Origin of the sequence: Pseudomonas sp. P867 (genome assembly GCF_019891455.1) — a bacterium.
In the GTDB taxonomy this organism is placed as follows: domain Bacteria; phylum Pseudomonadota; class Gammaproteobacteria; order Pseudomonadales; family Pseudomonadaceae; genus Aquipseudomonas; species Aquipseudomonas synxantha_A.
Map to the genome: position 1 here is coordinate 13,863 of NZ_JAFLXB010000014.1, position 16,206 is coordinate 30,068.

Sequence of the window (16,206 nt, forward strand, 5' to 3'; positions counted from 1 at the left end):
CCTTACGCTCCCATCTCAATAGCATGCAGGCCCAGCGCAAAAGAAAAGGCCATAAAGCGTTTTACCAGGCTGACAAAAGGCGGCAGCACTTCCAGCCGGGTCTTGGAGTGAGCTTTGAAATACCCCTTCTCGACACCCTCCTGGACCATTCGAATAATGTGAGTCTTGGACACGGAAAGTTGCTTGGCCAAGGCCAGATAAGACGATGACCGGAACGTGGCCCGATCATTTTCCGGCGCGAAGGCATCGTTATAAATCGCCAGCATCAACAGATGCCCGGCGTCTCTTTTCACCAACCAGTAACACTCGGGAAGCAGTACATCCACCGTGAGATCGGCGTCGAGGATAATGGCAAAGCCCTTGAAATAAAGGGACAGGAAGCCCCGGTCATCCAACTCGCGCATTTGCCGGAAAATCGCCCGCTCAGGGTAAAGCCGCGCCAATGACTCGGTGAGCGAGGTCAACATCAAACGCGCTTCGCGACAGGCCTCATCCGACGGCGCGTAGACCCTGAAGCGACTGTCTTCGGGGTGCGGCGCGACGTCCATGAAGCCCAGCGCCCGCAATAACAGGAACATTGATTCCAGGCTGTTTTTTGAACAATACCTGCGCGTCACACACAGGGTCTTAACTTCCGACAATAACGGTAAGGGTGTGGCGAAGTATTCACTCAATAAGGCAAACGACACCATCAAACGGCTGTATTTAAGTGCACTCTTGTAGAAAAACGGTCTTCGGGAATAGGGCACGAGCAGCACGTGGTAATGCGCTCTCAGGCACGATTCAAAATCCTTATGACGTTCGAGCGCTTGCGCGGTATTACACATAGCCGACTTCAACGAACTGACATGCATGAAAGAGCCCTGATCATCCAACTTGATTCCACTGATCTCAGCTACGAAATCCCTGCAGCCCGGCCCCAAAACAAATCACGTGGTAAACCCTACGGTTAATGGCTTTTTGCCTCGAACGCAATGTACAGCGATTGCCGGACAAGACGTCATCAGTACCAAAGTTGTTCCAGATTCAAGTGGACCCTCTGCGCACCCCTGCGCGTAACTTCTCGTTACATCCTCCGAAGCTAGTGACTGGTCGACGAATCGATTCAGCAACCGGCGAACCTTTCTCCCTTGCATGGCGTCGTAACAGAGCATTGTTGCCAACCGCCCGCCGCGAGGTTCTCGTTTGAAAGCTGCCGTCCTGAAGAAATACCGCCTGATCATCAAGACCATGGGCTATGTGGGCTGGGCCCTGTTCTGGCTATTGCTGTGGGATGTGGCAGTAACCGTGGACTTCATGCTGTTTCTGACCACCAAGATCAACCTGCCGCTGATGCCACTGACATTGCTGGGTTCGGCGCTGGTGGTGTTGATCAGTTTTCGCAACAGCAGCGCCTATAACCGCTGGTGGGAAGCGCGCACGTTATGGGGGGCGATGGTCAACAATTCGCGCAGCTTTGCGCGCCAGGTGCTGACGCTGCTGGATGACCCCGACGGCGAAGTGAATCCGATCAAATCCACACTGCTGCGCCGCCATGTGGCGTATGTGAATTGCCTGGCCGCCCACCTCAAGGGCGAACCCTGTCCGGATGAAGTACGAGCGTTTATCCCCGCCGAGGAATTCGCCCGCAATGGCGCGACCAACAATTTTGCCAATGACATCCTGACCGGGTCAGCGGCGTTGCTGGCCAAGGAATACAAGGCCGGCCACCTGGACAGCATCCGCCTGGCGCGGCTGGAGTCGACCCTGGTCGACCTGTCCAATGCCCAAGGCGGCATGGAGCGCATCGCCAATACACCATTGCCCTACCCCTACGTGTATTTCCCGCGGCTGTTCATCTCGCTGTTCTGCCTGATCGTACCGGTGGGCCTGGTGGAATCCCTCGGCTGGTTTACCCCGCTGGCTTCCACGGTAGTGGGTTTTATGCTGCTGGCCATCGAGCGTATCGGCACCGACCTGCAAAGCCCGTTTCACTCCAGCGAGCATCAGATCCAGATGGAGGCGATTTGCGAAACCATTGAGAAGAACCTGCAATCGATGCAGCGCGATGCGTTGGCCTGAGCCAAGGCATCGTCGCCGTAGTTGTAAAAGACTATTACGAGGCGCAATGTACTAACCGGTTACTTATCTTGCTAAAATCGCGTCTTTGCCCTCTCTCACTCGAGTCTATTCGACATGAAACGAGCATCGCGCGCCGCTGGCGTCTCTAGATTTCTACTCCTGGGCCTGGGCGTTGTCATCGCCCTGCTCGGCCTTGCGCTTGCCGTGGGTGGCGCCAAACTAGTCAGCCTGGGAGGTTCCTGGTACTTCCTGGCAGGTGGCGTGGCCATGGCTGTCTCCGGCCTGTTGATCGCTCGGCGCAAGCCTGCCGGAGCGTGGTTGTTTGCCGCGTTCCTCGTCGGTACGGCCGTATGGGCGGTGGCCGACGTGGGCCTGGTGTACTGGCCGCTGTTCTCGCGGCTGTTCATGTTCGCAGTGATCGGCGTGGTGGTGGCGCTGGTATATCCATTGCTGGCCGGCAAACCGGCGCGTGGCGCTTATGCGGTCGCGGCTTTGTTGGCAGTCGGCGTGGCGGTGGCGGCAGGCAATATGTTCGTCGCTCACCCAAGCGTGGCGCCGACCGGTGCCGGCCCTGGTATCACCCCGGTAGCCGAAGCCGATGCACAGAAAGACTGGGCGCACTACGGCAACACCGAGGGCGGCAGCCGCTTCGCCGCGCTGGACCAGATCAATCGCGACAACATCGACAAACTCAAAGTCGCCTGGACCTACCACACCGGTGACGTGGCCATCAGCGACGGCAACGGCGCCGAAGACCAGTTGACGCCCTTGCAGATCGGCAACAAAGTCTTCATCTGCACCCCGCACAACAACTTGATCGCTCTGGACGCCGACACCGGCAAAGAGCTGTGGAAGAACGAGGTCAACGCCCAGTCAGCGGTGTGGCAGCGTTGCCGTGGCATGGCCTACTTCGACGCCACTGCGCCGATTGCCCAGCCGACCCAGCCCAACAGCTCGCCGATCATTGCCGCCAGCGTGCCTGCCGGTGCGCAGTGCCAGCGTCGCCTGCTGACCAACACCATTGATGCGCGCCTGATCGCCGTGGATGCCGACACCGGCAAGTTCTGCGAAGACTTCGGCACCCATGGCCAAGTGGACTTGAAAGCCGGCCTGGGTAATGTGCCGGACAGCTACTACCAACTGTCCTCGGCGCCTTTGATCGCCGGCACCACCGTCGTTGTCGGTGGCCGTGTCGCCGACAACGTGCAGACCGATATGCCAGGCGGCGTGATCCGTGGTTTTGATGTGATCAGCGGCCAGATGCGTTGGGCGTTCGACCCAGGCAACCCTGAAGACAAGCAAGCGCCGGCCGCGGGCAGCACCTATGTGCGCAGCACGCCGAACAGCTGGGCGCCGATGTCCTACGACCCGCTGATGAACACCGTTTTCCTGCCGATGGGCAGCTCCTCCACCGACATTTACGGCGTGGAACGCACCCAGCTGAACCACAAATATGGCGCCTCCGTGCTGGCGCTCGACGCGTCCACCGGTGCTGAAAAGTGGGTCTACCAGACCGTCCACAATGACCTCTGGGACTTCGACCTGCCAATGCAGCCGAGCCTGATCGACTTCACCCCGCCAGGCAGCGACAAAACGGTACCGGCTGTGGTGATCGGCACCAAGGCCGGGCAGATCTACGTGCTCGACCGCGCCACCGGCAAGCCGCTGACCGACGTGCAGGAAGTGCCGGTCAAGGCCGCGAACATTCCCAACGAACCATACTCCCCGACCCAGCCAAAATCGGTGGGTATGCCGCAGATTGGCGCGCAGACCCTGACCGAATCGGACATGTGGGGTGCCACCCCGTACGACCAGTTGCTGTGCCGTATCGACTTCAAAGGTATGCGCTACGACGGCCTGTACACCGCGCCGGGCACCGATAAATCCCTGAGCTTTCCGGGTTCGCTCGGCGGCATGAACTGGGGCAGCATCTCCACCGATCCGGTACACGGTTTTATCTTCGTCAATGACATGCGCCTGGGGCTGTGGATCCAGATGGTGCCGTCGCAAAACAAGGCCCAGGCCTCTTCCGGTGGTGAAGCACTGAACACCGGTATGGGCGCCGTGCCGCTCAAGGGCACGCCTTACGCGGTCAACAAGAACCGCTTCCTGTCGGTGGCCGGCATTCCCTGCCAGGCACCGCCATTCGGCACCTTGACCGCTATCGACATGAAGACGCAAAAAGTTGCCTGGCAAGTACCGGTGGGCACGGTTGAAGACACCGGCCCTCTGGGCATCCGCATGCACCTGCCAATCAAAGTCGGCCTGCCGACACTGGGCGGCACGCTGTCCACCCAAGGCGGCCTGATCTTTATCGCCGGCACCCAGGACTTCTACCTGCGCGCCTTCAACAGTGGCAACGGTGACGAAATCTGGAAAGCCCGTTTGCCGGTTGGCAGCCAGGGTGGCCCGATGACCTACGTGTCGCCAAAAACCGGCAAGCAGTACATCGTCGTCACCGCCGGCGGCGCGCGCCAGTCCACCGACCGCGGCGACTACGTGATCGCCTACGCCCTGCCGTAACCCCTCTCTGTTCGCGCGGTGCTCCCGCACCGCGCTTTGCGTTTGGAACTCCGCATGAACCCTACTTCTCATACCTCCCTTGGGCGCCTGGTGCTCGGCCTGGCGTTGACTGCTGCCCTGCCCGTTCAAGCCGACGACACCACCCTGACCGGCGACTGGGGCGGCCTGCGCCGTGAGCTCGACGCACAAGGCATCCGCTTTACCGGCGACTACAGCGGCGAAACCGCTTACAACGCCCACGGCGGCCAGCATCGCTCGGCCCGCTATTCGCAAAACCTCAAGCTCGGCGTGCAGTTCGACCTGGGCAAGCTTTACGGTTTCAACAACGGCGACCGCATCCAGCTGACCATCAACGACCGGCGCGGCAACAGCGCTTCCGAAGACCTGGTGGGCAACCGCCTGCCGATCCAGGAAAACTACGGCGGCCTCTACACGCGCCTCACCGAGTTGAGCTACGAGCGCACGCTGTTCACCCCCGCACTCAACGTCAAGCTCGGCTACATGGCCATGGGCAATGACCTCGGCGGCCTGGACAGCGGCATTTTGTGCAATTTCATGAACGCCGGCTTCTGCGGGCATCCGCTGAACATGTCGGGCGGCAGTGGATGGGCCAATTACCCGAATGCGCACCTGGGCGCGCGGGTGAAATATGACTTTTCGCCAAACTGGCAACTGCGGGTGGCTGCGTTCAACGTCGACCCTTCCAGCAATGGCAACTCCAGCCGCGCCTGGCACCTGGGGCCCAAGCACACCACCGGCACCGTGGTGCCCATCGAGCTGATCTACAAGCACGCGGGCAGCCTGCCGGGTGAATACAAACTCGGTTATTACTACGACAGTTCCGATGTAAAACGCATTGGCAGCAACAAGGACGTCAGCGGGCGCGGCGGTCACTACCTGTTGATCGACCAGGCGGTGTGGGCCTCCCAATCCTCCCAAGGCCGCAGCTTGCACGCCTTCGGCCAATACTCTGCGGCCAGCGAAGCGGCTTCGCCGTTCACCAAGTGGTATGGCGCGGGGCTGGTACTGTACAAACCGTTCGACAGTCGCCCCCGGGATACCGTCGCCCTCGGTTATGGCCGTGCAGTGCCCAACCCGCGCAGCCGGGATAATGCGGATGCGGCCTACGCCAATCTGGACAACGCTGAACAGCTGATCGAACTCAGCTACGGCTACCAGGCCACACCGTGGCTGACCTTGCGCCCGGACGTGCAATACATCATCGAGCCGGGGGCGTTTTCCGCACAGAACATCGACAACGCGCTGGTGCTGGGACTGCAGGTGAAAGCGACCTTCTAGTCAGCCGACATCCAGGGCTCTGCCGCGCCCGCCATTTTTCAACATCGACGGATTGATCCCGAACTGCTTGCGGAACGCAGTGGCGAAATGGCTGGCGTTGGCATAACCGAGGTCCGAGGCGATGCGCATCACCGATTCATTGCCGCTCATCAAGCGGCTGCGCGCCTGGATCATGCGCGTCTGCTGGAACACGCCATAGACGCTGTTGGAGAACAGCTGGCGAAACCCGCGGGTGAGCTTGGGCTGGCTCAAGCCGGACTCACGGGCCAACTCCGACAGGCTTGGCGCCTTGCCCAGATCTTCCAGCAAACGATCGCGGGCCCGCACCAGGCGCTGGCGGTCGGTGTGGCTGACGCGGCAGGTGCATTCGCCATCCTGGCGCGCTTCGAGGAACAGACTGACCAGCGTGACACTTTGCCCGTACAGCCACAGGCTGCTGCGCGGCGGGGCCGATGGCAGGCTGGCGCCGTGGTCCATGGCCAGGCCGAGCATGTGCGCGGTAGCACTCATTTCACCGCTGCGATGGCCGTCGAGGAAGCAATGTTCGCAGGCCAATGCCTTGTTCAGCAGCGGGTCGAGCTTCAATTCCCACTGGGCCAGCAACTCGGGGCGAATCATGACGGTGATGTTGTCGATCTCGCCGTGCTGGTGATATAGGCCGTGGCGGCAACGGCCAAAGCTGATGCTGCCCGCGCCTTCATCAATCACATAGCGACGCTGCCGGCGCCCATCGCGAAAGCTGCACGCGGCCTTGCCCTTTAACAGGTTGGTGAAGCTAAAGTGAATGCACTCGCTGTCGTCTTGCAAGGGCAACTCTACCGGCTGCTCAAAGGTGCTCTGCCAACGCACGATGTCCAGGCCCTCCTGCAGGGTCATACACGTGACCCGGCAATGCGCTCCCGGCCCCAGATCGCTACCAAACCCTCCCGTAATGATTCGCGAGACCGGCATCGGTTCTCCTGCGCCTCCCTGAACGGCTGACATCGTAAATCTCCTGGCTGACCGGATACGGCTCGAATCAGACCACATCGGGGTAGAACTCTGCAATTGATAATTATTAGCATTTGGCGCACCGCACGTGCCAAGCCAGATTGCTGCTGCCCCTGAGCAACGCACGCCGATCAGAACTCTCAGTCAAGGTCCCATCATGTCTGCACGATGCAACACGGCGGCTACCCGTCAATCTTGCTACAAACGTAATAGTATAACAATAGCGATTGCTTTGACACTGACCCCTACCGCCTTCGCCGCCACCCTCAGCGAACCTCTGCAACTGCCCGCCTCCACGGTAACGGCGCGCATGGCCCAGGAAAATTCCAAGGAAGTGCCGATCAGCGTCAGTGTGGTCGATGGCGAACAACTGCGTACCCAACGCCTCGATACCCTGGAAAGCGCACTGCGCAATACCTCAGGGGTCAGCGTCAATTCTTCCGGCGGGCCCAACGACTTCAACGTGTTGATCCGCGGTGTCGGTTCGCTTTACCAGATGTCCATGGACGACAGTTCGGTCGCGTTCAATATCGACGGCGTACCTGTGTCGTCGCGCAGCCTGGGGTTCGGCACCCTCGACGTCGACCGCATCGAAGTGCTCAAGGGGCCGCAGGGCACACTGTCCGGCGCAATCGGCCAGGCCGGTGCCGTGAATATCACCACCCGCCAACCCAGCCGGGAACTCGAAGGTTATGTGCGTGGTGAAGTCGGCCAGAAAGGCCAGTTCCTCACCGAAGGCGCCATTGGCGGGCCGCTCAGTGACGGCCTCAGCGGCCGCCTGGCGGTGCGACGTGCCGGCTACGACAGCTGGATCGACAACGACCAGACCCATAACCCCATTACCAAACCGCGCAACGAAGCCTATCGCGCCAGCTTGTTGTGGGACCTCAACGATGACACCCACGTGCTGTTCAGCGCCGAACGCCAGCAGACCGAACGCGCCACCAATTCCCTGGTACTGCGCCCCTACGGCAGCCACCCGAGCCTGGACCTGACGCCCGGCCTGTTCGACGACAACGACAAGACCACCGAGCGCTACACGATCAAGGTCGACCACGACTTCGCCAACAGCCGGCTGACCTCCACCACCGCCACTGGCACTGCCGACTTCACCGGCTTGATCGCCTACGACAGCAAGCTGATGGGCGCCCTCTATGGCACGCCCGGTGAGTTCTGGGTGGTGGACAAATCCTTCGAGCGCAGCTGGAGCCAGGATATACACCTGGGCTCATTGCCCGATTCCGACGTGTTCTGGGTCGCCGGCGTCGCCGCCAGCCGCAATGAACGCAGCTACGACACCCCACGCAACACCTACGGCACCTCCGGCGCCAAGTTCCGCGACTTCACTACCACCACCTACGCAGGCTACGGCGAAGTGACTGTCCCGCTCACCGAACGCCTGAAACTCACCACCGGCTACCGCCATTCCTGGGACCGCAAGACCTACGACGGCCAATACTTCGCAGGTTCGAGCGCCGTGGACGACTCGCGCGCACTCACCGACCACTACGGCACCGGCCGCGTCGCCCTGAGTTATGCGATCACCCCACAGACCAACGTCTACGTGCAATTGGCAAGAGGGTATAAATCCGGCGGGTTCAATGATTATGCCTCCCAGGTCAGCGACAGCGAACCCTACAAGGCCGCCGTCAGCAGGGCCGCCGAACTGGGCTTCAAGAGCGAGACCGACGACCGTCGCGGCAGCCTCAACGGTGCGTTGTTCTACACCCGCGTGCACGATGATCACTTGCTTGGCTACGACGCGGCGACCTTCGCCACCAACGCCTTCAACGCCGACACCCGCACCCGCGGCGCCGAACTGGAAGGTAGCTGGCGCTTCGACTACGGCCTGACCCTGGCCGCCAGCGCGACCTACCTCGATGCCAAGATCACCAGCGGTGTGCAAGGCATCCAGGCCGGTGACGTCGCCGCCGGCAACCGCACCCCGGATGTGCCCCGCTGGAGCGGCAACGTCAACGCCAGCTGGAAACACCCCCTGGGCAACTTCGCCAGCCTTGGCCAGACCAGCCTCAACACCAGCCTCAACTACCACCTGGTTGGTGAACGCGCGGCTGACCCGCAGAACCACTTCAACCTGGACAACTACGAGAAACTCGACCTGCGGGCGGGCCTGGAGAGCAAGTTTGGCGAGGTGTATGCGTTTGCCGACAATCTGTTGAACCAGACGTATGACACCTATGGTTTCTACAGTGACCCGGTGGCCTATGGTGGGCCGTCGCGTCGGAGGACGGTGGGCGTGGGCTATACCTATCAATTCTGAACCGACGCGATTCGGCCGGCTGTCCTGAGTTCAAATGTGGGAGGGGGCTTGCTCCCGATGGCGGTGGATCAGTCACAAATGTCCTGACTGACACTCCCCCATCGGGGCATGGGTATCTACACAGCTGTGTAGCAGCCGACGGTAACCACGATGCGCAGCGAGCCGCTCTTGATCTTGATCTGCTTTTGATCTTGATCTGCTTTTGATCTTGATCTCAGGCGCCCCGTTAAACCACGCTGGCCGGAATTCGACATGGATTTGGGGGGTAAACCGGCAGGGATGCCGGTTTAGCCGCCCCGCGCCATGGATGGCGCGTGGCGGCGGCCCCCAAATCCATGGCGGATTACGGGCACACCGAGCCTAAGCGAGGTGCCGAGTGGTGGGGCAAGAGCGTTTGGTTACTTTGCGCTTTTCAAAGTGACCCGCTGTAAAAGCGGAACCAATAGCAGCCGTTACCTAAATAACGGATATGTACTCGGTCTGATCCAACATCCTGGTCAACTGTCAGGTCGCCATCGGGGGCAAGCCCCCTCCCACATTTGGATCGTAGGGCATCAGTTAGATAGCTATAGGCTGTCAGGTCGCCAGCGGGAGCAAGCCCCTCCCACATTGCACCCAGTGGCTGCCTCAGAACTGATAGCTATACCCCACCCCCGCCGAACGCCCGCGCCCCGGCATCCCGGTCAGCACCGTATCAGTGGAATACGCGCCATACAGGTCATACCGCGCATCCAACAAGTTATCGCCCCACAGATATACCTCCGACCCCCCACTCTCTACTCCAAGGTGCAAGTCCAGCTTGGCATAGCCCTTGAGGTCGTAGTGGTTCTGCGGATCCGCCGGGCGGTTTTTCTGGATGCGGTAATTGAGCAAGGTATTCAAGCGCGGCGCCGGCAAGCCCAACAGTTCGCCCAGGGGTTTATTCCAGGCCACGCTGAAGTTGCCACTCCACAACGGCACATCCGGCACGCGGCTGCCCTTGGCCACATCACCACCGGACACACCCGGTGCGTCCGAGGTCACTACCGCATTGGTGTAGCTGATGGCACTGCCCAGGGTCAGTGCATCGGTGACATGCCAGGTGCTCGACAACTCGGCGCCTTTGCTGCGGGTATCAGCATTCACTGCGCTGACTGCCAGGGACGTGAAGTCATAACCCAGCAAGTGATCATCCTGCACACGCGTAATGAACAACGCGCCTTCCAGGCTCAGTGCGCCGCCTTCGCTTTCATGCTTGAAGCCGACCTCGGCGGAGTTCACCTTGGCCGCCTTGTAGGGTTCGCTGTCCTTGATCGAGGTGGCGTAGTCGTTGAACCCGGCCGACTTATAGCCCCGCGACAACACCGCATACACATTGGTCTGCGGTGTCCACGCGTAGCTCAGGGCCACGCGTCCGGTGTTGTAATCGTCCTGCAAGCGTCGGCTGTCGCTGACCAGCTTGCCGCCACCGCTGTAGTCGGCGCCGTAGGTCTTGCGGTCCCAGGTGTGGCGCAGGCCGGTGGTGAGTTTCCAGTCTTCGGCAATCGGGAAGGTGACTTCGCCGTAGGCGGCATAACTGTTGGTGGTGAAGTCGCGCAACTGCTTCGCGCCGTTGGTGAAGTTGTTGGAGTCAAAGCTGCGCTCGGAGCGCGACAGGTTCACCCCGGTCACCCAGAACACCTCGGCATCCGCCAGCGAACCCAGGCGCAGGTCCTGGCTCCAGACCCGCTCGTGGGCCGAGTCTTCGATCAGGTATTCAAACGGTTGACCATACAGCGCCTGGGTGATGTTGCGGTCATAACCCTTGACCGCATTGAAGTCGGTGCTGGTGTAGGCGCTGATCGAGGTGATCCGGGCCTGGGCCAGGTCATGGTTGAGCTCGAAGGAATAACGCTCGTTGGTCTTCTTGTTGCCATTGAACGTACCCGGGGTGTAATCGAGACTCGGGCGATTGCCGAACGGGCGCAGGATCTCCGAGCCGGCATAATGATCGGCGCGCTGGCGTTCGACGGTCAGCAGGCCGGTGGTCCCTTCATCGTTGTCCCACAACAGGCTGCCGCGCAATGCCAGGTCGCGGGGCTTGGTCAGGGGGTCGCCATCCTGCTGGTCATCGACCCAGTTATCAAAGCCGCTGCGCCGCACGGCAAGTCGCCCGGCCAGGGACTCGGTCAGCGGCCCGCCCACTGCGCCCTCGGTCATGAACTGGCCCTGGTTGCCCACTTCGCCGCGCACATAGCCTTCCAGCTCACGGGTGGGTTTGCGGGTGGTGACGTTAATCGCGCCGGCCTCGCTGTTACGTCCGAACAACGTGCCTTGCGGCCCCTTGAGCACTTCCACTTGCTGCACGTCGAGGGTGGCCATTGCCGCGTTGCGCACCGACATCGGCACGCCGTCCACGTTCAGCACCACCGAGCCGTCATCCATGCTCATTTGGTTCAGCGAGCCGACCCCGCGGATGCGCACGTTGGCGTCGTTGGCGCCGCCCCAGGAGTTCACATCCACCCCCGGCGTGGTGCGCAAGGCATCTTCCAGGGTGCGTAACCGCCGGGTCTCAAGCGTTTTCCCATCAAGCACCGAGAGACCGAATGGAATGTCCTTGGCACTTTCCTGGTTCAACCGCGCACTGACTGTCACCGGCGCCAGCTCGATGGTCTCGCTACTGGCGGCGGGTTGATAGTCAGCAGCATAGGCCGTGCACATCTGGCTGGACAAGGTCAGCGCCATGGCTTGGGTCAATACGTTGGCACGCCAACCGAAAGGACGACGCAACGGATGGATAGACAGTTCAGATGACATGGCAAAGCTCCAAAAGACAGGGATGATTCAACTTCATTGCACAGGCCCCCAGCGCTTGAGCGCGGCAGCAATCACAGGATCGGAGGGCGCGCCCAGCAGGCCCTGGATCGCGGTTGGCCATCCCTGGCCGTTACGGACATCGGCGGTCAGCGCCGTGAGCTGTTCCGGAGTTTGCCCGGCGACCCAGTCAAGGCTGACCAGTGCGGCATAACTGGCGGCCCACCCCTGTTCGCGGGCATCGGCCAGGGTGCCGACGGGCTCACCGTCATTGCCCAGGGCACGGGTCAGGTCGTCGGCCATCAGCTTGACCAGCGCTGCACGGGCATCAGCACCGTCGATGTCCTCCACACACAGCAGGCCCAGCGCACCTGCCACACCCTGGCTGAGCCACAGGTAGCCGGGGGTTTGGCGCAGGTTGCTCGCCTCGACCAGCGATTGGCGGGCAAGCAGTTCGGCGATATGGGCACGGCGCGTCCAGCGCCCGACGCCTGTCGGCGCCACGTCCCAATTGGGTGACTGGCCAAGCAGTAAATGGCCATGACTCAGACGGCTGGCACCCATGCCGACAGGCCACTGACTCAGTTGTTCGACGCTGGGACGGCTGCCCAGGCGCCGTGCCACACAGGCGCTCATCGCGTCCAGGTCCTCCTGCACTTCACGGGCGGTGTGCTCGCGGCTGATATCCTTCTGAGCCGACGTGGCATAGGCAAAGTCCAGCGGCCCCTCGCTGCTGCCGGTAATGGCCTGGCCATCGACCTCAAGCTGCCAATGCCAGTGCCCGGCCGGTGCGACGGCATCCACCGCCACCGCCGCGCCCGTCGGCAACCGGGGCAGCGCTGTCGGCAACCCGGCTTCGCTGCGCTGGGCCGGTGCACGCAACAACCGCTCGCTGTCCAGGCCCAAACGTGGCACCACACGGTGCGCTTGCAGCCACACACCCTGAGGCCCAAGCCAGAATGCTTCACCCTCGGCAGGCCAGCCGTCAGCACTCACCGTCCAGTTCAACACCACCTGACAACCGCTCGCTGCGCACCCCTCCAAAGGCACCCGCAGGTGCTCGGTGGCGTGTTCAAACACAACGGGGCGCCCCATCACGCTGACCGCGGTCACCTGCATACCCGGTGGCAACTCGGCATCGAGGCCGGTAGTGAGCACCCCATCCAACGTCCACTGGCCCACCACCTGCCGGGCGGCCGAATCGACCTGCACCTGCAACTGCCCGCCCGCCACCTGCCAGGCACTCGCCCCGGGCAGCCAGCGCCGTTCCCAGTCGGCGCGTTCGGCGCGTTGCTCGGCGACAGACTGGTAATCGCCCTGCTCCACCAAATGCCGCTGCAACAACACGCCGCTGCCAAGCAAGCCGACAGCACCCAGAGCCAGCAACACACCGGGCAAGCCGAGCAAACCGCGGCGCACGTCGCTCAATCGACGACGCTCCGGCCCACGGGGCAAGGCCAGTGCCGCGATCGCGAGCATGACCAGGCAACCGGCCAGTTTCCAACCGGCCAAGGTCGTCAGAAACGCCAGCCACGGCGCCCAGCCGGTCAGCAGCGACACGCCCACATGCGCAGGAATCGCCATGGCATAGGGCGGATAGGTGACCAGGCCCAACTCATGGTTGAGTACCAGGAAAAACGTCAGCAGCATCGAGGCGGCATACGCCAGCCCGGATCGGCGGATCAGCGCATGCACCAGCACTGTGAGCATCGCCAGCTCCACCAATGGAGGCGCGAACACCAACGCCTGATACACCAGCACAAAGCCCGGCGCCAGGCTGTCGGGCGCGGCAATCGCACTGATCAGCAAGCTGGCCAGGCCCGGCACCAGCGCAAGCGTCAGGGTCGCCAGCAGCACACAAGCCACCCGCCCCAGCAATCGCAACCACGCCGGGGCCGCAGTTGCCTGCAACATAGCGCCAAACCCTTCGACGTCATCGCGCCGGCACACCAGCCCAACCAGCGCCGCAACGATAAAGGCGATCACCAGGAACAACGCACTCGACAACAACGGCAGGGTCAGGTCCGCCCGGGGCACCATCGGTCCTCGCGCATGCCACACGCCGTGGACAAAGCCACTGAGCACGCCCATCACCAACAGCAAGCCGAGCGCCACCCACCAGAGGCGCCGGGCAAACAGCTGGCGTACCTGCCAACGTGCCTCATGCCCCAGGGCGCGCGACCATTGGCTATGGGTCAGCGGGCCGGGCAAGGTCACTGCGCCTGTCAGTAACATCGGCGGCTCCGCCAGCACTGCCCCGCTGCGTTTGCCCATCAAGCCCTGGCGCGTGGTGCGCGCCAATACAGCGGCCAATAACAGCAGCGGCACAACGCACCACAACAGCCGGTTAAGCCAGAACCCCGGGGTCAAGGCCAACAGCGATTGGGATTTCTGCGCGGCGCTCCAGGTCTCGACCTGGGCCTGGGCAAAGGTGAACAGCGACGGGTCCAGGCTGGCAGCCAACAGCGGGTTTATATGCCCCCCCTTGAGCACCACCACGGCAAACATCCACAGCAGCATCAACACCGTCGCCAACCCAAACGGTGCCGCCAGGCCACGACTGCGCAAGGCCAGCAGGTAATACAAGGCCCCAACCCCGGTGCTGACCGGCAACAGCAACGCAACCCAGGCAAACCCCAGCGCCGACCACATCGGTGCACCGATACTCGCGGCCGGCACCCAGCCGAGCCAGCCCAGTACCGGGCTGACCAGAAAGCCCACGATCAGCGAACTGGCGAGCAAGCCACCCACCAGCGCCGCGCCGATAAAGCGCCCCCACAGCAGCGCCGGCAGCGACAGCGGCAAGGCCAGCAGCACCTCTTCCAATTGCGCCTCGCGGTCGCGCAGTGCCGGTTGGGCGAACACCCAGGCCCAGGCGAAAAACAGGAAAAACATGCACCCGCACGACATCAGGTAGATCAGGCTCGGCGCATTGCGTGCGATGTCGCTGGCGCCCATTTTCTGCACATAGTCGGCATTGGTCAGGGACATCAGCAAATAGCCGGTGAGGCCCAGGAACACCAGGAGTGGAATGCCGCTGCGCAGTCCGGCGCGCACTTGCACCCAGGCCTCGCGCATCAAGAGAGCAAAGGTATTCATGCCGCGACTGCCTCGCCAGCCTGGGCCAGCGCCAGGTAATAGATGTCTTCCAGGCGCGGCGCGTGGGGCCTGAAGCGCGGGTCAGCCGGACGTTCGCCGTGCACGATCACGCGGCTGCCGTCGGGGCTCGCCGCCACATGCAAGGCGTCGGGCAGCGGCTCACCACGACCGAACGACGCCTCCCATAAACGGCCCTGCTCAGCCTCGAGCAAATCCGCCGGGCGCCCTTCGACAATAATCTGCCCAGCGGCCAGCACCGCCAGGCGGCTGCACAGGTTCTCGACGTCTTCAACGATATGGGTCGAGAGCAACACGATGGACTCGGCCGCCACATCCGCCAACACTCGGTGAAAACGGTTGCGCTCGGCCGGGTCGAGCCCGGCGGTCGGCTCATCGACGATCAGCAAGCGCGGCGAGCCGATCAGGGCCATGGCGATGCCGAAGCGACGCAACATGCCGCCCGAATACGTGGCCAGCGCCCGGTGCGCGGCTTCCTGCAGGTTGACCTTGGCCAGCAAGCCCTCGACTTCCTCGCGGCGCTGGCGGGTGTCGGTACGCCCCTTGAGCCAGGCAAACCGATCAAGCAAATCCCGTGCACTCACTCCCGGATACGCCCCCAGCTGCTGTGGCAAGTAACCCAGGCGACGACGCAAATGCTCGGCATCGGCCAACACGTCCACACCATCCAGGTGGATGCTGCCGGCGTCCGGCTGCTGCAAGGTCGCCAGGGTGCGCATCAGGCTGCTTTTGCCCGCGCCATTGGGGCCGAGCAAACCGTACATGCCCGGCCCCACATTCAGGTCAACGCCGCGCAGCGCCTCAACGCCATTGTTGTAGCGCTTGCACAAACCGCGCACCTGCAAACCCGAATCGACTGACATCCACAACTCCCTCAAGGACAAGCCCTGCAAAAGGGCGGCGAGCGACGGTAGTCAAGGGCGGCGGCGCGGCTCTACCCGATTCAAGTCATTTTCCAACCGTATCCCGCACGCTGATCGGCGTTATGCCCCACCCCTCACACGCCCGAAACCGCGCAAGGGAAACGGATACGGGGCAAAAACGATTCGATCCGGGTAGTCGAGACAATGAGAATGACTAGCATCTCCTTCCACGCAATTACCTGCCCCTCAGCGCCTGGGCCAACGCCGGTCCGGGCCCTAGCGATGAGAAGACGTTGAGCC

9 protein-coding genes are annotated in these 16,206 nt (G+C 62.3%); 4 read left to right on the top strand and 5 right to left on the bottom strand.

Annotation, left to right across the window (positions count from 1 at the left end; translation table 11 throughout):
- Window positions 1-2: 2 nt before the first annotated feature.
- Window positions 3-923 (bottom strand): hypothetical protein, encoded by a 921-nt coding sequence (locus J1G33_RS22295; protein ID WP_032803480.1) that lies wholly within the window; start codon window positions 921-923, stop codon window positions 3-5.
- 262 nt (window positions 924-1,185) lie between these two features.
- Between J1G33_RS22295 and J1G33_RS22300 the strand changes: the two genes are divergently transcribed.
- The 3 genes from J1G33_RS22300 to J1G33_RS22310 all read left to right on the top strand — a co-directional run bounded on the left by J1G33_RS22300 (window position 1,186) and on the right by J1G33_RS22310 (window position 5,883).
- Complete coding sequence (locus tag J1G33_RS22300; protein WP_005787467.1) at window positions 1,186-2,061, top strand: bestrophin family ion channel; 876 nt, start codon at window positions 1,186-1,188, stop codon at window positions 2,059-2,061.
- A 114-nt stretch (window positions 2,062-2,175) separates the two neighbouring features.
- Window positions 2,176-4,584, top strand: coding sequence for a glucose/quinate/shikimate family membrane-bound PQQ-dependent dehydrogenase (locus tag J1G33_RS22305; protein WP_078821046.1), 2,409 nt, complete (start codon window positions 2,176-2,178; stop codon window positions 4,582-4,584).
- A gap of 54 nt (window positions 4,585-4,638) precedes the next feature.
- Window positions 4,639-5,883, top strand: a complete 1,245-nt coding sequence (locus J1G33_RS22310) for a carbohydrate porin (RefSeq protein WP_122733382.1) — start codon at window positions 4,639-4,641, stop codon at window positions 5,881-5,883.
- Here the strand turns inward: J1G33_RS22310 and J1G33_RS22315 are convergent, their stop codons facing one another.
- Entirely contained in the window at window positions 5,884-6,759 is an 876-nt protein-coding gene (locus J1G33_RS22315) for an AraC family transcriptional regulator (RefSeq protein ID WP_262416910.1), read from the bottom strand.
- Between the two features lie 346 nt (window positions 6,760-7,105).
- Here J1G33_RS22315 and J1G33_RS22320 point away from each other — a divergent pair, with 346 nt between their 5' ends.
- Entirely contained in the window at window positions 7,106-9,154 is a 2,049-nt protein-coding gene (locus J1G33_RS22320) for a TonB-dependent receptor (protein WP_262416911.1), read from the top strand.
- A gap of 627 nt (window positions 9,155-9,781) precedes the next feature.
- On the opposite strand, the gene J1G33_RS22325 is transcribed toward J1G33_RS22320, so the two are convergent.
- Genes J1G33_RS22325 through J1G33_RS22335 form a run of 3 tightly spaced genes read right to left on the bottom strand, consistent with a single transcriptional unit; the run spans window position 9,782 to window position 15,906 of the window.
- Window positions 9,782-11,929: a TonB-dependent receptor gene (locus J1G33_RS22325; RefSeq protein ID WP_223018764.1), complete on the bottom strand. Its 2,148-nt coding sequence runs from the start codon at window positions 11,927-11,929 to the stop codon at window positions 9,782-9,784.
- A 33-nt stretch (window positions 11,930-11,962) separates the two neighbouring features.
- On the bottom strand, window positions 11,963-15,025 hold the full coding sequence (locus tag J1G33_RS22330) for a hypothetical protein (protein WP_223018765.1): 3,063 nt from the start codon (window positions 15,023-15,025) through the stop codon (window positions 11,963-11,965).
- Window positions 15,022-15,906, bottom strand: coding sequence for an ABC transporter ATP-binding protein (locus J1G33_RS22335; RefSeq protein ID WP_032876507.1), 885 nt, complete (start codon window positions 15,904-15,906; stop codon window positions 15,022-15,024). The genes J1G33_RS22330 and J1G33_RS22335 overlap by 4 nt, the downstream gene beginning before the upstream one ends.
- Between the last annotated feature and the right edge of the window lie 300 nt (window positions 15,907-16,206).